The organism is Ruegeria sp. BHSB058 (assembly GCF_059613285.1).
Genome location: NZ_JBXWSF010000070.1, coordinates 1 through 21,605, shown reverse-complemented (window position 1 = coordinate 21,605; position 21,605 = coordinate 1). Strand labels below are relative to the sequence as shown.

Annotated in this window: 15 protein-coding genes; 6 read left to right on the top strand and 9 right to left on the bottom strand. The window is 54.4% G+C overall.

What is annotated here, in order from left to right:
• Positions 1–222: 222 nt before the first annotated feature.
• The 8 genes from AC2FNB_RS15930 to AC2FNB_RS15895 form a co-directional block, all read right to left on the bottom strand.
• Complete coding sequence (locus tag AC2FNB_RS15930) at positions 223–918, bottom strand: CbiX/SirB N-terminal domain-containing protein (protein WP_496747849.1); 696 nt, start codon at positions 916–918, stop codon at positions 223–225.
• A gap of 70 nt (positions 919–988) precedes the next feature.
• Complete coding sequence (locus AC2FNB_RS15925; RefSeq protein ID WP_496747847.1) at positions 989–1,921, bottom strand: AEC family transporter; 933 nt, start codon at positions 1,919–1,921, stop codon at positions 989–991.
• A gap of 74 nt (positions 1,922–1,995) precedes the next feature.
• Complete coding sequence (locus AC2FNB_RS15920; RefSeq protein ID WP_496747845.1) at positions 1,996–2,796, bottom strand: MBL fold metallo-hydrolase; 801 nt, start codon at positions 2,794–2,796, stop codon at positions 1,996–1,998.
• Entirely contained in the window at positions 2,793–3,608 is an 816-nt protein-coding gene (locus tag AC2FNB_RS15915) for a TatD family hydrolase (RefSeq protein ID WP_480749321.1), read from the bottom strand. The genes AC2FNB_RS15920 and AC2FNB_RS15915 overlap by 4 nt, the downstream gene beginning before the upstream one ends.
• The gene (locus AC2FNB_RS15910) at positions 3,605–4,723 is read right to left on the bottom strand and encodes a DNA polymerase III subunit delta' (RefSeq protein WP_496747840.1); all 1,119 of its coding nucleotides are present in this window, start codon (positions 4,721–4,723) and stop codon (positions 3,605–3,607) included. Before AC2FNB_RS15910 ends, AC2FNB_RS15915 begins: the two co-directional genes overlap by 4 nt.
• Before the next feature lie 6 nt (positions 4,724–4,729).
• Positions 4,730–5,356, bottom strand: a complete 627-nt coding sequence (tmk, locus tag AC2FNB_RS15905) for a dTMP kinase (RefSeq protein ID WP_480749323.1) — start codon at positions 5,354–5,356, stop codon at positions 4,730–4,732.
• A complete protein-coding gene (locus AC2FNB_RS15900; protein ID WP_480749324.1) occupies positions 5,353–6,519 on the bottom strand; it encodes a D-alanyl-D-alanine carboxypeptidase family protein in 1,167 nt (388 codons plus the stop codon). Before AC2FNB_RS15900 ends, tmk begins: the two co-directional genes overlap by 4 nt.
• A 12-nt stretch (positions 6,520–6,531) precedes the next feature.
• Positions 6,532–7,410, bottom strand: coding sequence for an SPOR domain-containing protein (locus AC2FNB_RS15895; protein ID WP_480749325.1), 879 nt, complete (start codon positions 7,408–7,410; stop codon positions 6,532–6,534).
• 386 nt (positions 7,411–7,796) lie between these two features.
• On the opposite strand from AC2FNB_RS15895, the gene AC2FNB_RS15890 reads away from it, so the two are divergent.
• The 6 genes from AC2FNB_RS15890 to AC2FNB_RS15865 all read left to right on the top strand — a co-directional run bounded on the left by AC2FNB_RS15890 (position 7,797) and on the right by AC2FNB_RS15865 (position 20,620).
• Complete coding sequence (locus AC2FNB_RS15890) at positions 7,797–9,266, top strand: hypothetical protein (RefSeq protein WP_496747837.1); 1,470 nt, start codon at positions 7,797–7,799, stop codon at positions 9,264–9,266.
• 12 nt (positions 9,267–9,278) lie between these two features.
• Positions 9,279–12,185: a hypothetical protein gene (locus AC2FNB_RS15885; protein WP_496747835.1), complete on the top strand. Its 2,907-nt coding sequence runs from the start codon at positions 9,279–9,281 to the stop codon at positions 12,183–12,185.
• A gap of 10 nt (positions 12,186–12,195) precedes the next feature.
• On the top strand, positions 12,196–16,011 hold the full coding sequence (locus tag AC2FNB_RS15880; protein WP_496747832.1) for a hypothetical protein: 3,816 nt from the start codon (positions 12,196–12,198) through the stop codon (positions 16,009–16,011).
• Between the two features lie 317 nt (positions 16,012–16,328).
• Positions 16,329–17,348, top strand: a complete 1,020-nt coding sequence (locus AC2FNB_RS15875) for a putative 2-aminoethylphosphonate ABC transporter substrate-binding protein (protein WP_496747831.1) — start codon at positions 16,329–16,331, stop codon at positions 17,346–17,348.
• 129 nt (positions 17,349–17,477) lie between these two features.
• Positions 17,478–18,599 carry a putative 2-aminoethylphosphonate ABC transporter ATP-binding protein gene (locus AC2FNB_RS15870; RefSeq protein WP_480749330.1) on the top strand — a complete coding sequence of 374 codons (1,122 nt, stop codon included), beginning with the start codon at positions 17,478–17,480 and terminating at the stop codon, positions 18,597–18,599.
• Complete coding sequence (locus AC2FNB_RS15865; protein ID WP_480749331.1) at positions 18,599–20,620, top strand: putative 2-aminoethylphosphonate ABC transporter permease subunit; 2,022 nt, start codon at positions 18,599–18,601, stop codon at positions 20,618–20,620. Before AC2FNB_RS15870 ends, AC2FNB_RS15865 begins: the two co-directional genes overlap by 1 nt.
• A 21-nt stretch (positions 20,621–20,641) precedes the next feature.
• On the opposite strand, the gene AC2FNB_RS15860 is transcribed toward AC2FNB_RS15865, so the two are convergent.
• On the bottom strand, positions 20,642–21,532 hold the full coding sequence (locus AC2FNB_RS15860; RefSeq protein ID WP_480749332.1) for a LysR substrate-binding domain-containing protein: 891 nt from the start codon (positions 21,530–21,532) through the stop codon (positions 20,642–20,644).
• Positions 21,533–21,605 lie beyond the last annotated feature (73 nt).

Genomic DNA, 21,605 nt, shown 5'->3' with positions numbered 1-21,605 from the left:
AACCGCAGGAGTGGATGCAAATGGCGATAAGCGCAGCAGACTCCGGTTCTCCGGTACTTGGACAAACCCCGCAACGTGTGGCGGTTCTTTCCGAAGCAACGGGCGGCGGCGCAGCGTCTTCGACCTTGCCGATCTTCTCGACGACGTCGAGCGATTGATATTGGCGCAATGAATATCGGTCGGGGTCGGAGGGTCCCGCCCGGTGCACTTTTGGAAACCGTTTCAGACGGAGAAATACGCCTTCAGCCGACGCCCGATATGCGCGGGAATTGGAGAAAGTTCTCCTATCACCGGCATGGTATTTCCTTTGAACTCAGCCTCGCTCAGGGCTTGGGGGACATCTTCTAGGGCATGTCCTCCGGCACAGGCGAAAAAAGGCAGGCATAGCGATTGCGCAGACATCCCCGCTGCGGCCTGAGCGATACTTGGCTCTTCTTCCACAAATCCTATGCGGGTGGACTTGAATCTGATGGTCTTTGTCAACTTGTCCGCAAATTCTGTCGCAACGCGCGCAGGATTGCGGCTCCGCCCCGAGCCGTGCGCTGCCAGAACCAGATCAGTCGCTTCCGGCTCCCATTTCAAACGTTCCAGTTCTTGTAACAGGGCCGTTGCCACCAATCCGGGTAAGTCAGCATCTGTACCCAACGGTTCAAGAATGTGCAGTGGTCTGCTCCCCAGTCTTTCGGGCAGGGCTTTGTTTACAAACCAGCCCCGCGCCATGAAGAGAGGATAGATCGCAGTGCTATCCGGAAGCTGAGCAAGCATTTTCTCCAATCGGTCAGGCGTGGCCAGAGTGGCCGAGTGGACAGTTATATCCGGAATCGTAGCGTCAACACGCGCGGCAAGGCTGCGCAAGGCCTCCTCCGCTGGGAATGGGTCAGATGGCTGGCCGTGGGCGACAATCAGGGCATGCTGCAATGTTGGCTCCTTTTTCACTCCGGCAAATGTGTTGTCCGTTCTAAAAATGTCAATCGTGCCGGATTGCTGTCTATCCCAGAACGGTCAGCCAGACCCACACAGTCATAATTGAAGCCCCGGTCGCTATCAGCACCGAGGATGCTGCAACCCGCTTGGCGCGCCCGTACATGTTTGCAAAGATATATGCGTTGAAGCCCGGGGCCATCGAAGCGTTCAGCACCGCGGACCGGAACAAATCTTGTGGCAAAGACAGCGTTTTTCCAAACAGCCACACGAGGGAGGGATGCAGCATCAGCGAGACGCAACACACGAAGAAAATAGTGCGCAGGTCGCCTTCAGGGCGGTATTGAACCAGTACACCGCCAAGCGCAAAGAGGCCGCCCGGCAAGGCGGCAAGAGTGATAAGGTCCAATGCGTTGTTGGCGACTGCGGGAATTGGAACGCCGGTCAAGTTTACAACAAAGCCAAGGGCGATGCCCAGGATCAGAACGTTGCGGAACATGGCGTTCAGGGCGGCACCGATCATCCGGCGGCCACCGCCACCGCGGTTTCGAACGATCTCCATAACGGTGATACCGACGCCATAGCAAAACGGTGAATGGAACGCGATGATCGCGTAGTTGCCGGTCAGGTTTTCCGGACCATAGGCGCGTTCAGTGATCGGCAGACCTAACAATACCGAGTTCGAAAAAAGGCAGCAGAACCCAATGGCGACGCTATCCTCCCAATCGCGTTTGAAGATGTAATGCGCGCCAACCATTCCGGCGGCAAAGCACAAACCGGCCCCACTGAAGAAACTGGCCAGCAGTCTCGGATCGAAACTGGTCTGCAAGTTCAGGGTAGCAACAGCCTTGAACAGCAGGCACGGAATTGCGAAGCCCTGTGTGAAACGCATCAGACCATCGACATGCTCGGGTCGGAAATATCCTGATCTAGTGGCGACATAGCCCGCGCCGATTACCAGAAAAACAGGCAGGATAACGTCAATCAGGCTTTGAAACATGGCCAATCTCTTGTCTGGTTGGCCGTGGCTGCCCTTGTCATGGCTATTGGGTGCCAGAGAGTCAGCGATACCGCCTAAAATGGATACCGGATCACCATGCCGTCATAGGCGGGTGACACATAGTCTGGAGTTTCTGCATCCACCGTCTCATAATCAAGATCGATATGCATGTTGGTGAGAACAGCGCGTTTGGGCTTTGCCAATTCAATCCACTCCAATGAACGCTCCAGATGCGCATGCGTAGGGTGCGGCTTGCGGCGCAGGGCATCCAGAATCCAACAGTCGAGGTTTTTAAGCTCGTTCCATGCCTCGTCATAGATTTTTGCGACATCCGGCAGATAGGCGACACCTTCGATGCGGAAACCCAGAGAATCGATAGAGCCATGTCCAACGGTGAACGGTCGGAACGGGATCGGTCCGCCAGGGCCGTTGACTTCGAATGGGCCGCTGATTGTCTTGAGATCCAAAATCGGCGGATAGGGAGAGCCTTCGGGCTGTATGAAGGCGTAACCAAAGCGGCTGAGCAGGGCGTTTTGCGTGTCACCGTCGGCCCAGACCGGTACACGCGACTGCATGTTGAATACGATCATGCGCAGGTCGTCGATGCCGTGCACGTGATCGGCGTGAGAATGGGTATAGATAACGCCATCCAGCCGACCGGTGCCGGTATCCAGCAACTGGTTGCGCATGTCCGGCGACGTGTCGATCAAAACCGTCGTGGTACCCTCAAAACCGACACGTTCTATCAGCAAGGAACAGCGCCGCCGCACGTTTTTGGGATTGGATGGATCGCAATCACCCCAGTGCCCACCAAGACGTGGCACGCCTCCGGATGAGCCGCATCCGAGAATGGTAAAGCGCAACTCGCCCCTCATGCAATTGCCTTGTAGGTGGCGGCTTTTGTGAAAAGCCGGTCGAAATTAGCCTGCGTTTTCGCCGCGAATTCGGAATACTGGATGCCGAATATCTCGGCTCCTTTTCGAGCGGTATGGGCGGTATAAGCCGGTTCGTTTCGCTTGCCGCGGTGGGGAGGCGGCGCGAGATAGGGGGCGTCTGTTTCAACAAGGATGCGGTCTAAGGGTGCTGCGGCGAAGATATCCCGCAATTCCTGGTTTTTGGGGAAGGCTGCAATGCCGGACATGGACAGATAAAAACCCAGGTCCAGTGCAGCACGGGCCAACTTGGCCGACGACGAAAAACAGTGCATGACACAGCTGTAAGGTGCGTTGCGGTATTCTGCGGCGAGAATACGGGCCATGTCTTCATCCGCCGCCCGGGCATGTATGATCAGGGGCAGTCCTGTCTGTTGCGCAGCTTCGATATGGATACGCAGCGAGACTTTTTGAACCTGGGCACTTTCAGCGGTGTAGTGATAATCCAGCCCGGTCTCACCGATCCCGACGAATTTCGGATGTTGTGACAGCGCTACCAGTTCTTCCACCGTCGCCATCGGCTCTTGAACCGCGCTCATAGGATGAGTTCCAGCTGCATAGAAAACCGGCGTATGTGCCTCGGCAATGGCACGTACCGTCGGTTCATTGCACAATCGGGTGCAAATCGACACCATGCGCGTCACGCCTGCCTCGACGGCGCGGTTTATGATTTCGGCCAATTGCCCTTCGAAATCGGGAAAATCCAAATGACAATGGCTGTCGGTTATGACAGGGGGGGGCGTGCTGTCGCTCATCTGCTCTTACCGGCGGTTTCCTGTATTTTGAACACCGTATCTAGGACCAGAGCAGCAGGGTCAAGGTTCACCGCCCGCCCTTGCCGGGTTCGGGCGGTTATCATGGCGGCGGCCTCGGCCCATGATCGTCCCGATTGCGGTGTTGATGCCAATCGTTTCAGTATTTCGGCCTCGCCAGGGATGGCTTCGGGTAAAGGCGGTGTGCCGGTCGCACCTGTTCGGGAAAGCCGGGCCAGTAAAATGTCGATCAGGGATAGAAGCAGATCAAACCGCTCCGACGCACCTCGTTGCGCGCTGGCTTCGGCCAAAGCCAGGGCGCGCTGGCGGTCCAACCGGGGAAGGCTACCCAAGATTGCGATCAGATCTGAGTATATGTCCAGCCCGCCCAGGTTCAAAAGCCGAACCGCTTCACCAACCGAACCGCCAGAAAGTGCTACCAGGTTGTCGGGCAGTGATGGAATATTCGCGCCGCACTGTGCGAGGGCAGCCTGCATGTCGTCTGAACTCAGCGGTCTCAACCTTAGTGTACGGCAGCGCGACCGGATAGTTGGCAGCAAGCGCGACGGCTGGTGTGAGACAAGCAAGAGCGTCGTGCGTGCCGGAGGTTCCTCCAGCATTTTCAGCAAGGCATTTGCCGCGCTGACATTCAATTCATCGGCACTATCGACGATCACAACCCTTCGCCTGCCATCTGCCGAAGTCAAACCAAAGAACCGGCCAAGCTTACGGATATCGTCGACAACGATTTCGTTGCGCAGCTTGCCTTGATCGTTGAGCGAACGGGTGACCGATACCAATCCCGGCTCAGCCCCGGCTCGCATTCGGCGAGAAACCGGATGTTCCGGATCGATCCCCAATGACGTCGGCTTTGGCGGACCGCCAAACAAGCCGTCATCTGCTGGAGGAGTTGCCAGCAGAAAAAGCGCGATCCGCCAGGCCAAAGTGGCTTTGCCAATGCCGCGGGGGCCAGTGAGAAGCCATCCATGATGCAGCCTTTCCGAGTTGAACGCGGACAGAAATGTCAGCTCCGCTTCGGATTGCCCGAACACACACATTGTGTCACGCGGATGAGGGGCGCCGGGCGCCTTGTCTGGAGTGGGAGTTTCGTCGGTCATTCGTGCCTATCGCAATGCCTGCATCGCGATGTTTGACACATCCCTTGCGACCGTGTCTATGTCCCGATTGCCGTCGACGACGCGAAAACGTTCGGCAAATTCCTCGGCCAAAGACAGAAACCCAGCTCGCATCCGCTGTTGTAATTCAAGTCCGAAATCCTCGAACCGTTCTTCGGTGCCTTGCCTGCCCTTGGCGCGGGACAGACCGGTGTTCGGGTCCATGTCAATTAAGACAGTCAAGTCAGGCTCTTGCCGGATCATCAGGCTGTGCAAGGTATCGACCACACAGCGCAATTTGCCTCGAGACAGCCCCTGGTACATACGGGTACTGTCGGCAAAGCGGTCGCATATCACGATCTTTCCCGCAGTCAGAGCCGGGGCAATAGTACGTTCCAAATGATCCCGGCGGGCCGCTGTGAACAACAAAATCTCTGTTTCCGCCGACCAGCGATCAGGATCGCCTTCAAGCACGAGGCGCCGGATTTCCTCGGCCCCGGGCGAACCTCCCGGTTCGCGTGTCAGGACGACTTCGTGTCCCTGAGACCGCAAGAACTCGGCCAGCATTCGTGCCTGCGTTGACTTGCCTGATCCGTCGATTCCTTCGAAGGTCAGAAACAGACCCCGGCCCGTCACATTACCTCCAACGGGCCACTGATGAACTCTTTCATCAAGATACCTGCCACAGTCTTGATCCGGACAACGAAACCACCCAGCGGTACCGCTTCGGCTGCTAAAAGAGGGCGGCGGATTTCCGGTAAACCGTCGGGGTTGATCACGAGTTCAGCCAGTTGCTGTCCCTGAGCTACCGGGGCATTGATCGGACCTTGGTAAACCACCTCTGCTTCGACCTTTTTGTCCCCGAGAATGGGCAATAGCAAGTTTAGGTCGCCCTGCGGAACCAAACCTACCGATTGTTTAGCTCCCATCCAGATTTTTGCGTCTGCGATCGGAGTGTCGGCTCTGGCGATGGTTTTTTCGACAAAATGACGAAAGGACCAGTTCACGATGGCCTCAGATTCTTCGGCGCGTTTGGCTTGGCTGTCGAGACCAGTCAGAACGAAAATCACACGACGATCACCCTGTTTGGCTGATCCGACCAGGCCATATCCGGCTTCGGAGGTGTGGCCGGTCTTGAGGCCATCGGCGCCGATATCGAGTTTGAGCAACGGGTTGCGGTTACGCGTATTGGACGGTGCGCGCCCATCGAACTCGTACACTTCCTCGGCAAATAGCGGGTAATACTCCGGGAAATCCGAAATCAGATGATCCGCCAGTATAGCAAGATCCTTTACCGACATCATGTGCCCGGCAGCTGGCCAGCCATTCGAATTTGCGAAAGTAGAATTATCCATCCCCATCTGTTTGGCGCGCTGGGTCATGTATCGTGCAAATCCTGCTTCGGTCCCATCCGGGCTAAGCGCTTCGGCGATTACGACGCAGGCGTCGTTACCGGACAAAACAATGATCCCGCGCAACAGGTCTTCGACGCGAACGCGATCCTGCGTGTTAAGGAACATAGTTGAGCCGCCGTAACTCATGGCGTGCTCTGATACCGGCAATTCTTCATCCAGTGTCAGACGACCGTCACGCAAGGCCTCGAACGCGACATAGAGTGTCATCAGTTTAGACATCGAAGCAGGAGGCAGGGGTTGATCCGCCTCTTTTGACAGAAGGACCGTACCGGTGGTCTGGTCCAGCACATAGGCCGCTTTTGCCGATGTATCGAATGCCATCGCGGGAAGTGCCAGCATAGCAAATCCCAGCGAAAGAACGGTCGAGCGCAGCACTGTCAGCATCCGGGTTCCTCCTTAGTTCTTCACGATATAAGCGTCGGAATACCCCAAATCGCGAACCTGTTTCATCAGATCCTTGCGCTCGGCCTTTGTCGCCGCCGGTCCGGCAAGAACCCGCCAGAAAGGTTTGTCGTCTTTGGAGCCTTCCTTGATTTCCGCGTTCAGCCCTGCTTTGCGCAGCTTTTCCGCGGACTGATTGGCATTTGTCTCGACAGTGAATATTCCGACTTGAATGTATCCGCGCGACAATGGGGGTGAGGCGGGTTCGGTTTTGGGAGCCTCTGCCGAGGCTGTATCCGTCGCTACGTCAGCTGCCTCGATAGCCGCCGCTGCTCCGGCGACCGGATCAAGCTTGGTCGCAGTAATTTCCGAGCCTGCATCGTCGGTCTCTTCAGCATTGGCAACTTCCTCAATTTCCGGCTCGGGCTCAGGTTCAATCACCTCGCGTTTGAGAGCTACCACATTCAATTCTACCGGCGAGCCCGCCAACATACCAAGCTCTGCCGCCGCGTCCGATGATACTTGCAGACGCGGCCCCGGCAAGTCGCGTTCCCGCCGGAATAACGCGCCTTCGATCGTCTTGTTGTTCTTGGTATTTGTAATCCTTACCCTTTGGGCCTTTTCTACGTTTGGATGCGCAACCCACGCTCCTCCCAAGGAAGGACGTCCATCCCAAAGCCCTTTTTCGACTGTTTGAAATACTTCCGGTGCTTCGACATCCCGTTCTACGGTTTCGCCTTTGCGTCTGGTCGTTTCTGTTTCAGAAGCAGACCCATCACTCGGTTTGAAAAGTGAAAACTCAGCTCCTTCTTCGCAGCCGGCCAGCGCTCCGAATACCAAGGCCAGCACCACCAGTCGAACTGAGGTGTTTCGTCTCGCGTTTGCTCGATTCATTCTCTCGCCCCTTGCCTGATCTCAGGTCGCATTTTTGCTCCCTGTTTGCCGGTTTTCCGGTCGTTACCCAACGGCCCCTTTTTCGATGTTCGGGATATTAACCTGCGCTCTGCGCCTTTGAAAGCCTGCCTCTCAAGTCTCGGCAAGATTTCCCACTTTCGGGGTCACTTTGCGAAGGTTGTCTGAGGCAATCCGGGACTGCATCGGTTTCTCGATTCTTCTCTGAGTAAGCCTCGCAATCAGGCTTTGAGGACTGTGGCTACAAGAATCCGGAAATCTAGTGTGGGCAAATCCTTTTGCACCTTCAAACTTTACAGCCTAACCATCCGGTCGTTAAGCTTTCGTGACGTCAGGTAAACAGTCTGGTTGTACACAAAGGGGGCGACATGGGGACATATCAGGTAGGTGGATCGGATCTGAGAATGATGATCAAGGTCGCCCGCAATCAGCCTGTCGCCTTCGCATTCAACCCTGGCAAAACAGACACCGACCATTATCTTGCCATGGACCGCAAGCGCCCGGTCGAAGTTTTGCGCAAATCTGCCAAGAAGGAAGGCCCCGGACCAAAGGTTGCTTTTGGTACTGCGAAGGTTGATGGTCGGCTCATGTCCCTGACGTGCGACAAGTTGTTGCCAGGCCTTGCCAAAAAAGTCCGACGATACCTGAAATTGGAAAGCGTCAGCCTGAGTGTCCAGATTTTGGATCCCGATGGAAACATTCTGGAAAGTGAACTGGAAGACGAGACAGAGCCGGACGAAGGTCAACGACCCACCGAGCCGCCGCAGAGTGCGGACGATCCTAATCTGGCAAAATGGCAGGCGCTCAGTGCGCGTCTTGATCCGGTTGTGTTACAATTCGCGGATGGCAGAGGAGAGGCAGGCCACAAAGTCCGATCCGTATGGGAACTGGCAAAAAACAAGGCAGAAGCGGAGGACTATCCGTCGGCTTTTCAGGCGGCCAAGTCGCTTCTGGGATTGATGAAAGCCAATGAGGCGGCAGCGGTCGTCCCCCCGTCGTCGCCAGTGAAAGAAGCTTCACCGGATAAAACGAAATGGGAAAAGGTTGCAGCCAAGATTGCCCCTATGGTGGCGGAGTTGCGGGCTGACACACGGCCTGATGCAGTGAAGATTTGTGCTGTTTGGGAAAAACTCGAAACCATGGCTCAGGCAGGACGGTATGCTGAGGCTTTGGGGCCGATTCCGAAAATAGCGAAGCTGATTGAGTCGCTGCGCACCCCGCCCGCAAGCGCGGAAATAGATGAGTTAGAACAGGCCAGACAGCGCTACAGCGACATGGTAGCGGACGCCAGAGAGAGATTGCCGAAGAAACCGGAACTGCAATCCAGCCTGCTTCCCTTGTTGAAGCAGGCTCAAGCGGCACTTAGCGCCAAGCAGGCGGTCGATGCGCTTGAAGCTTTGGACAAGGCCGCGTCGGTCTTGGCCGGTATGGATCAGGAAGGCGAAAGCCCCAAACAAATAGCCGTTTCGTTGCGAGACATCTGGGATGAGGCGGCGCAGCGAACCGACAGGCAATTGGACGCCCTGTTGCGGCGTATCGGGGCAGACGGTTCGGAACAGGCCCAACGCGTGACCGGCTTGGGGCTTTCGGCCTGGTCGAAAGGGGCCAAAACAAAGCTCATGGTAGCGATCCTAAACTTGGAAAGGACGCCTCCCGACGGATTGACTGATGGTATTCGGAAAAAAACGGCAAAAGCAATTCGTGCCTATGCCGAATTCTTGGAGTTCCATCCGGCCGTCGAAGCAATCGAAAACAATCCGTGGAACGAAACTGTTGAACTAAGTTCGGTTCTGGCTGGGGCTCTGAAGAAGATGGAGAAAACGGTTCTTCAGGCGTGAAAAGAGTGAAAGGTGAAGTGGATGGTCAATGGCGTCGATGACGTTGCGGACGACGGGCAGGGCGATGGCCCGGTCAACGTAGCAAAGAAGTCCTCGAAGTCTCGCGACAATCGCAAAGAGGCACCCGGCAAACGCCACAAATCCCGAAAGAACCACCCGCCCGGTGATCACAACGATCAGGCTCCGCAAAATGCACCTCCCGGTGCTGCCAAGAAAGATGCAAGTCACCCTGACTATTGCGAGAAACTGTTCTTTGCGCTTCAGGGAAAGGCGGTTTCACCGAAATTCTCTGCCGCTGTCAATCAACGGGGACAAGCCGTCGAGACCTTGCTTGGAGACGAGGATGCGTTTGACAACGCGTCTAATGACGATTTGCGAGGTCTGCTGTTCGAGACCGCCACAATTTTGCTGTCAGATATCGATGAAAGCCAGGCAAAGCCGTCCTCCCGTCTAAAGCGGCTGGGGCGCGCGTTACATATCCTGCGCCCGGGGGAAACGCTCAAGGATCAGGTCGTAAATGACATCAGTGAACAGATTGATACGGAACTGACTGCTTGCAAGAAAGCTCAGGGCGACAATGAGAAGTTTGCCGACGAAAGGCTGGCATATGCCAAATTGGCTCGCAAGCTTATGGGCGAAGGAAACCACCAGTTGGGGTTTGAGTTTCTGGAATCTGCCCAAGCGTTGGGAGGGATCGCCAAGGCGGCCCAGAAACTTGATGATGTCAAACTCGCGCGCGAGGATACGAGGCAGCGAACGGTTGAAGACAATAAAACTTCCCAAAAGTCGGCTGAACAGGATTTATCACAGGAGTGGAAGGATACGCGCGACCGTTTGCTTGCGGCCAAAGCGCGGGTTACTTCTCTTGATCAGTTTGCGAATTCCTTGAAGCAGAACAAGGGCATGACTGATGCCCAAAAGAAAAGCTTCGATGATCTTTACCAGTCGGCCTCGCTGGCTGCGTTTTCACTGACCATGCCGGAAAAAGACGCCAAGGATCACAGTGAACTGCTTCCGACGAAGGAAAACAGAGCCGCATTGCGGGGCGTTCAAGACCGCACCGGTAAGTTGTTGGCGTTGGTGGATAAGGCGGAAAAACCACTGAAGGATTTTCTGGAAAAGGTTCACGCACAACGTATCGAGGATTTCGGCCATCTGGCCAAGCACAGCAAACATGATCTGAAACACAAAGGCGGCGACTTTGATGGTGGCGGGGACGTGGCGAGCAAACGCAGGGCGCGCGGAGTTCCAAAGGAGATCCTGAACCAGATTGGCGGGCGAGTGGATGCCCTAAAATCTTTCTATGAAATTGGCGGCTTGCTTGGTGATACTTACGACGCCATGGCGGAAATCGACAACGAAGCACGGCAAGAAATCAAAAAGGTCACTGCGAACCTGAAGACGTACCAGAAGATTTCGGAAAAAGTTGGTGATTTGCGTGACACGCTGACGAAGTCGAAATTTCAATACCTTGATGACGAGCTTGACGACTTCCTTCAGAGGATCGACGATGCTGAAGGTCTGCTGTCCACCAAGCTTTCCGATTTACCTGCTCCTGGCAAGCCGGGCGCCAACAAGCTTAATGATGCACTGAATGATCTGGGGGAAATAGAAAAGGACCTCAAGGCCAAAACCAAGACTTTCGAGGCAGCAGAGGATGAGTTCAAGGCGCTTGAAAAACGGATGGACGGTCTGCGCACGGGGAAGATCAACGGGTATTCCAAGCTGTTGCATGACCTGATCAAACACTACACCGATCTGGATACAGAGAGCCCCGTCGATCCCAATGCCGAAGTCTCACGACGGTTCCGCGACCGCATCCGCGGCCTCAGAGCATATGAAGGGCGTTATGCGGATGATCTGGACATGATCCGGTCCTCACTGGTGTCAGGCGATCCGGCGTCGCGAAAAGACACTGGCAAGCGACTTGACCGCCTTGAAAAGGACCTGGACAAGAAAAGTACCACGATCCGTGGTTTGTTAACCGACATCAAAGCGCACCTGAAGGCAAAAAAGAAGGACGATCCGTCAAAAGCCGAGGACGCGCTTTCTGAAAGAAGGATCAAAAGGAAAGTCAACACATTCATCGATGACTACAACGCGTCGGGTAAGGAAATCCATGATCGGAAATCCTTGAATGACGAATTCGACGACTTGATCGAGAAAATCACTACGTCCATCGATGATGGAAAAAAGACCATTGATCCGGACTACAAACCGACCTTGGGCAACTACAAAGTGATGCGGGACGTGCTGAAAAAACGCACCAAAACCATCGCAAAATCCACTGAATGGCGACACCTGATAGATGAAGCCAAGGATTTGAAAAAAACTGTCGAAGCCTTTGTGAAAACCTACAAAAAGCTCGAAGTTCCGGCTGATGCGCCGGACGGGAAAAACAAAGACGTGCTGCGTGCGGCCGCTTCGTTGAAGCAATGCATCAAGAGCATCGAGGGCTTCACACAGGACATGGCCAACTTCTTTGACAAAAGGGTCAAGAAACACCTCGACGAATTCAAGCAGCAAAGAGACTCCATCTCAAAGCGAAGGAAGGACAAGGAAAAGAAGTTTCCTGGAGATGATGAGTTGATCAAGAAGGCCCGTGAGGTTGTCAGCCTGATCGAAAAGAAGGGTAAGAACGTCTCGGATTTTGCCGAGCAGATTGGCGGCGCTTTGGACAAATCGGAAATCGAAAAGCTGCGCGCCGACCTCATTGCGGCTCAAGGTGCCGCGGCCGAAGTCGCTATTCGCGAAGAGACGGTCAGAGCTTTGAAACGATACCGCACGTTTCTGGAGTCGTCTCCTCTCACGACGACATATGTCGCCAACCCGTTTGACCAGGGCACGCCTGTCAAGGTGATGGTCGCGGCGCTGGCCAAGGCCGAAAATGATTTGATGGAACTGGTTAAGTGGCGTTGAGGAGAGCGTGATGCAAATCGAGGAATGCCATGACTGGCTGGTCAAGGTCGCAGGGAAATCAGCGCAGGATTTTTCCGGCGAAGTTCAGACATTGCAGGACAAGAAGGATTTTTTCGACACCAATTTTGACAAGAATTTCGAAAAGGCGAAAACTGCCGTTCAAAAAGCTTTGCAAGGGCTGAAACTGTCGGGAAAGGAAGGGATCAACAACACGATTCTTACGACCATCGCCGAAGGTAAGCCGGTGGACTTCGGAACGATGGACGATGAATACGACACCCAGGCTGATCGCGCCGGGGCGCTAAAACGGATTGTGATCAAGGGCGAAGACGGGAAAAATAAAAAGATCAAGTTCAACACGGAAGAAGGCCGCAATCTGGTACTGGGGCTTGGAGAAGCGCTGAAGCCGATCATCGAAATGTCCCAAAAAATGGCGGATGAGCAACGTTCGGACGGAACCGGGCGCGTGTTTACGGACCGGGACATTGAAAAAGAGCTTTGGACCCCTCTGGTTCGGCAGGGGATCATCCCGTCCAACTTAGTTCCAGATAAGTTCTCTGAAACTGCAATCATTTTTCACAATGGCGTTGCCGCCTATCGCCAGCTTGCCGAGCGCGAAGAAGGGACGTCGATGGCATCCGACAAACTCGGTGCGGCGGCGGCTATTGCAAAAACCGCAGTGAATATTGGCAAGACCGCCACCAAGGAGGTTTTTCGGCACATGCATATCGAGGTGTCGACGCCCAGTAGAATGGATTTTGCGAAATTCATCTCAGCTCGCAATGGGGTGGATATCAGCACTGAAAACCAGGAAAAAATGACGGAGGTGGGCGCACTCATCGAAAGCGCGAAGGAGGCGGATAAGGCCGACGGCGACGGAAAGTTGACCAGCGAAGAGTTCTACGAACTCAAGAAAGATGAGCTTAACGAACTTGGCATCAAATCCCCGGATGAGGCCAAGGCGCTCATGGCCGACCATGAGAACTACCTTAAGGATGTTGCCAAACTTGAAGGCATGGCGAATGCGCTGGATCAAGACGGCGATGGCGCCGACATTCTGGAAGCCGAATCCGATGAAGTCGGCAAAACGAGCGTTGCCGAACTTGTTCACGAAGAATGGGAGCAGAACGGTGGGAATCTTTCAAAGTCCGAATGGATAGATGGCGAGATCGAGACACTGACCGAAGACAGGGATGAAATAGATGGCCAGATCGAGGATCAGATAAAACTGCTTGAAGAACAGGGGCTGTCCGAGGAAGAGATTGCCAAGGATCCCACGCTTCTTGAGTTGCAGGCCGACCGAGATGAAATCACCCAGCAGATCAATGGCTATGAAGGCGCGGCTCTGGTCAGCGAATACGGCGAATACCTCAAGAAAAACGCGATTGTGGACGCGACTTCCGCTCTCGTCACAAGTGGGCTTGAAGCGGTTGAGAAACGTCGCCAACGCGCTGCCAAAAGGGACGTACTGGTCAATTTGTCCGAGGGTCTGACGGATGCGATCAGCAAGATGGTGGTGGTAACCGATTTCAGCGAGCTCAACCCTTTTGATGGGGATGGTCCCAGCTTAGGTCTTAAAACCGGCGATGATTTGACGCTGGAATCGAAAAACCTCCAGCAACAGCACGAGGGACATTTCGGTGCGCTGGGGGCCAAGTTGTTCGCCCGTGGTGCCGTGCAACTGTCAAAGGCGATCAAACCCCCGCAAGGAGAGAACAAGAGCCGCAAGGAATACCTGCTGGATGCCATTGCTGACATGATCGATGCATCGGGCGAGGCTATCGCAGCCTCGGGTCATATTGAAGGTGGTCAGACGGATCTAGACGGAGATGGCCGCAAGGAAGGCGGCAAGAAAATCTTTGATGACGATGGCGACCTACGAGATGACTATGCCGCTTTAGGGGCGATCTTCAAATCTTCGGCAGTTGCGACCCGCAATATCGACAAGATGGTGGACGCGGCCAAGCGAGGTGACATGAAGGCATTGGTCGCCGAGATATCCCTGACCGTCTCGGCTGCTCCGTTCGGGTATTACATTGGCGACATCGGCGACAAGACCAGGCCTGAAATGGAGCTTTCGGAATTCGAGAAGCGCTGGGAAAACGGTGCCGAGAACGGACAATGGGTGGCTCCGGATGAAGAAGTTCGCGGCGCGGGTGGCCAGACCGATATGGGGATGAACAGCGACCGGGCCACAATCAACGATCAGCGTGGCGTGATAGAGGATATTCAGGATCTGGTGGAAGGCATTGATGATCTGTCCGCCAAGCATGCGCATAGAAAGGAGTTGGAAGAGAAACTCGCCCAAGCGCGCCAAACCGCGCGGAGTCTGAACAAAGACAAAGATCCGGATTTCTTGAAGTGGCTTAGCGTCGATGACAGGGGAAAGATCGACAAGGACCAATTGGAAAAAGCTCTGAAGAAGCTGGACCAGATGCTCAAGGATGCGCTTGAGACTGCGCGGCAGAACGCCAAGAAGACCGACAACGAGATCATTGATCGCCTCAGCCCGGTGGTCGACAAGGACAGCTTGAAGGCGTCAGTCACGAAACTCGACGCCCTGCTGGACAACGCCGACGACAACAACCCGCCCGATCCGAAGAAAGTGCAGCGGGAATTCAAGAAAATCCGCGACGAGATGCTGAAGGATTCCAGGATGCTTGCCAGCATTCAGGCGGAACAGCGTGAATCAGACATCGAGATCGAGTTGCTGAAGGAAAAAGCAGACCTGTCGCGTTTGGATTCAGTGCCGGAACAAGATCGCCCGAAGGAGAGAGAGAAGGCGATTCAGGCCATTGGCGAGTTGACACAAAAACTCAGGCAGGCCGAGATGTATCTCAAGATTGCTGACCAATCGACCAAAGGCGTATTTGGAATTGCTTTGGCTGCTGCGCCTGGTGGCGGATTGATGGTCAAAGTTCGCAATCTGATTGCCGATATCTGCAAGGCGTCCAAACGGACGCAGGATCTGAGGTTGTGGCTTAGCCAGGTCGAGAAGATGAGCGGAAACTATTCGGTCTACGAATATGCGTCGCAGGGTGAGGTCGACAAATTGGGCGCAGCGACGGGGTATGACTGGACCAAAGTCGCAGGCGATGTTGCCGGTGTTGTGTCAGAGACTGCCAAGTTGGTTGACCAGTCTCAGATCACGACTGCTTCAGCGGCAACTGTGGAAAAATCCATTCATGCCCTGAACAATGCCTGGTTCATGATCCATAAAAGAAAGGTGGTTCACGACGGGTGGCATGCGTTCAAGAAAGCTGAAAAAGACCCGAAAAATCGAAGGGCGGCGCGACAGGCAATCCGATCCAATACGACCCTGGGCAAGTGCGTGCTGGCTTACGGCGCCTGCATCGACGGCGACCCTCAGGCCCGAAGCGCGATGCAAGCCTGCGGGCTGACGCCTGAGGTTCTGCAAAACGACGATGACGTGTGTCAGTCCGCGATTGACTATCTGCGTGCTCGAATCATGGATTCTGAATTCGAGATTATTGGAGATCACTCCACCTCCGCCAACTGGATGACGTGCGAGGCGGAGCCTAAGTTAAAAAACTGGTACATTATCAAAGCCGCCGCTCGTGGACTTGACCCGGCGCTCAGCGACAAATCCTGCAAGACGGATTACATCGAAAGCAAGTTGGTGAAGTATGAACAGGCCATCAATGACGGTGAGGATCAAACCAAGATCGAACCATTGGCGCAGGCACTGCATCAGTCGATGTTGGCTTATTCTCCGATGGACAAGGAAAACAATCTTCACGTCAAGATGCAGATAGCGGTCAAGGAAATCGCGGCAAAGCTGGAACCGAACCTGCCGAAAGCTTGAGCCGTCAGCACTCAACCGAGCCTTGCCCGGCCGATTTTCGCGCCCGAAAAAAACACATGCCCGGAAGGTTTGCTTTTGTTCAATGTCGTTACCCACCTGGCTTCATCCAAGCGTCACAAATTTTTGCGAGGTATCATTTCCATGCTGAGGCCGTAAAAGGAATTCCTATTTCATAGGTTGAGCTTATGACATGGTAGGTATTATCGATTTTTCCTAGAGAGAAAACTCGGGAAACTGTGGATAGCTCTAAAGATTAGCCGGCCTCGAAGAAGGCACAAAAAAACGGTTCAAAAACAGCCCAACGGAGGAGAGAATTAATGAAGCTGAAATCACATGCTTTTGCCGCATTGGCGGCTGGTCTGGTGACCGCAACTGCTGCGGTGGCAGAGACGGAATTGACTGTTTATACGGCAGTCGAGGCAGAAGATCTTGCCAGATATGCTGAGGAGTTCAACAAGGTTCACCCAGACATAAAAGTCAATTGGGTGCGGGACTCGACCGGAATAATTACCGCGAAGCTTCTCGCCGAACGGGACAATCCCCAAGCCGATGTGATCTGGGGACTGGCTGCTACCTCTTTGTTGTTGCTGAAATCCGAGGGGATGCTGGAGTCCTATTCCCCGGTTGGCGTCGAAAACCTGGATCCAAAATTCGTTGATGGTGACAATCCTCCGGCGTGGGTAGGTATGGACGCGTGGGTCGCTTCTGTTTGCTACAACACGGTTGAAGCCGAGAAGGCAGGCCTTACACCACCGGCTTCGTGGAAGGATCTGACGGACCCGCAATACAAAGGCCACGTGATCATGCCGAACCCGAATTCATCGGGTACAGGATTCCTTGACGTCTCGAGTTGGTTGCAGATGTTTGGGGAAGAAGGCGGATGGGAATATATGGACGCGCTGCACGAAAACATCGCGCGCTACACGCATTCGGGTTCGAAACCGTGCAAGCTTGCTGCCGCTGGTGAGGTGCCGATCGGGATTTCCTTTGCCTTCCGTGGCGCCAAGTCCAAGGCTGACGGCGCACCGTTGGAAATCATAGTGCCTTCTGAAGGTGTCGGTTGGGACATGGAAGCAACTGCAATCGTAGCAGGAACCGACGATTTGGAAGCCGCACAAAAACTTGTCGATTTCACTGTCACAAAAGAAGCCAACGTCATGTACAACACCGGCTATGCCGTGGTTGCCTATCCAGGCATTGCAAAGCCGGTCGAGTTCTTCCCGGAAGGTCTGCTGGATGCGATGATCGACAACGATTTCGAGTTTGCCGCGAACAACAGAGCCGAAATTCTGAAAGAATGGCAAGCCCGCTATGACGGTAAGTCCGAGCCGAAATAAGGCGCTTACAAGGAGGGGCGATGCCGCCCCTCCACTCAGCTACATCCGCCAAAACGTGATAATGATGACCGGTGCCACCCGCTGTTCGGGGACTGCGGCACTCGGTTCAATGCTGTAAGGACCAAATTCGTGCCCAAAGACCAATCTTCCGCCCCGTCAGGACAGGTGTATCTAAGCATCCGGAATTTGTGGAAAGCCTTCGGTGAGTTTTTGGCGCTCAAGGATATTTCGCTGGAAATCTTCGAAGGTGAATTCATCTGTTTTCTTGGACCATCGGGTTGCGGAAAAACCACGCTGTTGCGGGCAATCGCCGGGTTGGACTTGCAGACAAAAGGGACTGTTGAGCAGGCAGGGAAAGACATATCCCAACTGCCGCCGTCCGAACGGGACTTCGGCATTGTTTTCCAGTCCTATGCGCTGTTTCCAAACCTGACGATCGAAAAGAACATCGCATTTGGTTTGGAGAACACGGGGCGCAGCAAGCCCGAGATCGTTAGCAGGGTCGAAGAGTTGTTGTCGCTTGTCGGACTGCCGGATCAGGGCAAGAAATACCCTGCGCAGCTTTCAGGCGGCCAGCAGCAGCGCATTGCTCTGGCGCGGGCCATCGCGACCAACCCTGGTCTTTTGCTGCTGGACGAGCCCTTGTCTGCGTTGGATGCGAAAGTGAGAGTTCATTTGCGGCATGAAATCAAGGAGCTGCAAAGAAAGCTTGGCGTAACCACAGTGATGGTGACGCACGATCAGGAAGAGGCTCTGGCCATGGCGGATCGCATCGTCGTCATGAATCATGGCGTGATCGAGCAGGTTGGTTCGCCCACCGAAGTATATCGCGAGCCAGCTAACTTGTTCGTGGCCGATTTCATCGGTGAAATGAATCAGATCAACTCGTCGGTCAGCGACGGTGGTCGTCTGAGTATCGGCGAAAAGACGTTTGCTTGTGTCGAACACAGCTTTCCGGATGGAGCACCGGTAATTGCCGCGATCCGCCCCGAAGACATCATTCCACACGAGGCCGGATATATGGAGACCGGGGCCAATAGGAATTGCATCGACGTGGTGCTGGCCGAGATGGAATTTTTGGGGTCTTTCTGGCGCTGCCGGGTCCACAATCAACGGTTCGGGGGCGCCGAGTTGATTGCCGATTTTTCGATCAACGCCGTGCGCCGCCTCGAACTGGGCGAGGGGAAAGCGATGGTGATCGAACTCCCGGAAAGCCGGTTGATGGCCTTTGATACTTCGGAGGTTGATTGATGGCCCTATCCTCCCCTGATACGCAATCCCTGCCGCCAGGTCCGAATGTCAAAGGAAAGCTGAGCAGGGACGACATCATCATGCGCGCCAGCATGATGGTCATCGCACTTTACCTTGTCGTGACTCTGGCCTTTCCGCTCTATGCGATGCTGTCCAAGTCCTTTTCAACTTATCGGGTCGAGTTGTCCCAATACGAGTTCCAGGTCAGTGACGAAAGCGGTGTTTTTGATGGAACGATATTGAATGCGGCTGACCTGAATACGCAGCTTGACGTTTACAGCGACACCGATCTGGTCACCGGGTCAGATGGGCGTGTGGGCGTGACAGAGTTTTTTCCCGATTTCAGTTTCCGCAGTCCGGTCATGTACCAAGTGCGCAATACTACGGATACGGGACGGTTCCTTGTCGGTTCGACACTCAAGGAAGGCACGGACTGGATCACGCTGGATTCCAATACATTCCGGAGGGTCCAACTTCGTCCGGTGAAATCGACGGGGGTCGGCAACTTCGTCAACTATTTCTCGACACCCGCCCTGTTCAATTCGATCAAGAATTCCTTGTGGATCTCTGTCGTCAGTACCGTCGTAACCGTGTCGCTTGCCTTTTGGTTTGCCTATGCTCTGAACCGAAGCTGCATGCGCTTCAAAGGTGTATTCCGGCTGATTGCGATGGCGCCGATCCTTGTCCCGTCACTTCTGCCTGGGATTGCCTTGGTATATCTCTTCGGCAACCAGGGAATGATCAAGGAGGTATTGTTTGGGGCTAGTATCTATGGGCCCATTGGCATCGTTATCGGATCGGTGTTTTTCACTTTTCCACATGCCTTTCTTATCATCTCCACCGCACTCGCCATCTCTGATGCGCGCCTCTACGAAGCCGCGGTCAGCTTGCGGGCGACCCCGTGGCGCACTTTTTGGACCGTAACCATTCCCGGTGCGCGATATGGTCTGATCTCGGCGACGTTCGTGGTCTTCAACCTGGTGATCACCGATTTCGGCCTGCCCAAGGTGATTGGGGGACAGTTCAACGTTCTGGCGGTCGACATCTATAAACAGGTGATCGGCCAACAAAACTTTGAAATGGGGGCCGTGGTGTCGGTTGTACTTGTCATTCCGGCAATTCTGGCCTTTGCAATCGATCGAATGGTGCAATCAAAACAGGTGGCGCTACTCTCGGCCAGATCCGTGCCGTATCAGCCGTCTCCGAGTCCCGGAATGGATCGTCTGATGTTGGGCTATTGTTGCCTGATCGGGCTGTTCATCATCGGGCTATTGGCGGTTTGTCAATTCGCGGCCCTGATCAAGTTCTGGCCTTACGACCTCAGCCTCAGCGTTAAAAACTATCAGTTCAACAGGATGGATGGCGGCGGCTGGGCCTCGTATTTCAATTCGATCAGAATGGCGCTGCTGACAGCTTTCTTTGGCACCGTGATCGTGTTTTTTGGCGCCTATCTGGTTGAAAAATCCAACGGGTTCAGAACGGGTCGATCCCTGTTTCAGATGTTCGCCATGCTGCCGATGGCGATCCCCGGTATGGTTCTGGGTCTGTCCTATATCTTCTTCTTCAACAATCCTTCAAACCCCTTGAACACAATTTACGGGACAATGGCGATTTTGGTCATCTGCTCGGTGACACACTTTTATACTGTTTCGCATCTTACGGCTGTTACCGCGTTGAAACAGATGGATCGGGAGTTCGAATCCGTTTCCGCATCTTTGAAACAGCCGACAATGAAGCTTTTTGCACGGGTGACTGTTCCCGTTTGCTTGCCGGCTGTGTTGGATATTTCGATCTACCTCTTCGTCAACGCGATGACGACGGTGTCTGCAGTCGTGTTCCTGTATTCTCCGAAAACGTCACTTGCTTCGATTGCGGTGCTCAATATGGATGACGCAGGAGACATCGCCCCGGCAGCGGCGATGGGTATGATGATATTCTACACCAACGCGGCGGCGCGCATCATTCACCAGATGGCGTCCAGGGGCATATTGCGGCGAACGCAGGCCTGGCGCAGCCGATAGATGTGACCGCCTTCGACAGTTTCAGTATTGGGCAGAGGCGTTCGTTTCCCTGATGACTTCGTGCGCAACAGCCATAAATGCCCGGATTATTTTCACATCCTGCCGTTGTTTGAGGCACACGAGTGTCTCGCTCATCTCGATATCCGCTCCTACCAGGCGCAACGGCCGGACACGTTCGTCATTGCCAAACTCCGCAAGGGATACAAATCCGATACCTGCGCCTGAGGCGACGACTTCGCGAACTGCCTCCCGCCCCTCGGCCACGATTGATGGGTGCAGCGACACACCTTGTGCTGCGGCGGTCTCTTCCAACTTCTGCCGCGTTTTGGAACCCTGCTCGCGATAGATCAGGGGAAACTCGGCAAGTTCCTTGATCGTCAGCGTGGTTTTCTCATCTGGCAAAAGATCGCAGGCGGCAAACGCGACGATCTCGGTTGTCGAAAGATTGAGGATTTCGACATCACGCCCAGGGGAAGGATTGCCGATGACTCCGATTTCCGCGTCGTAACTGCGCAGTTCATCCAGTATCTCTTCCGAGTTTCCAACCCGAAGCGAGATCGTGATATCCGGGTACCGCTTCTGGAACCGGCGCAGGATGGCAGTGACGTGGTGCGCTGAATCCGCGATGATGCGCAATTCACCGGTCACTGCCTGACTGGATTCCGACAGGAAATCCTCGATTTCCTGTTCGATCTCGAAGAACTGCTTGGTCAGGCGATACAGTTTCTCTCCGGCCTCGGTCAGCCAGACCTTCTTTTTCTCCCGGTGAAACAGCAGAACGTCGTGGTGCTGCTCCAGTTTTCTCACTTGTTCCGACACTGCCGGTTGGGTCAGTAGCATCGCTTCCGCAGCCCTGGAGAAACTCTTCAGGACTGCGACGTTGTGGAATGCTTTGAGTTGGCTGTATCCCATGGGTTTGATTTTGTTTGGATGTATAGGTTTGTTTTATTGTTTGATCGTTTTTATCAATTTTTCACAATGGTTT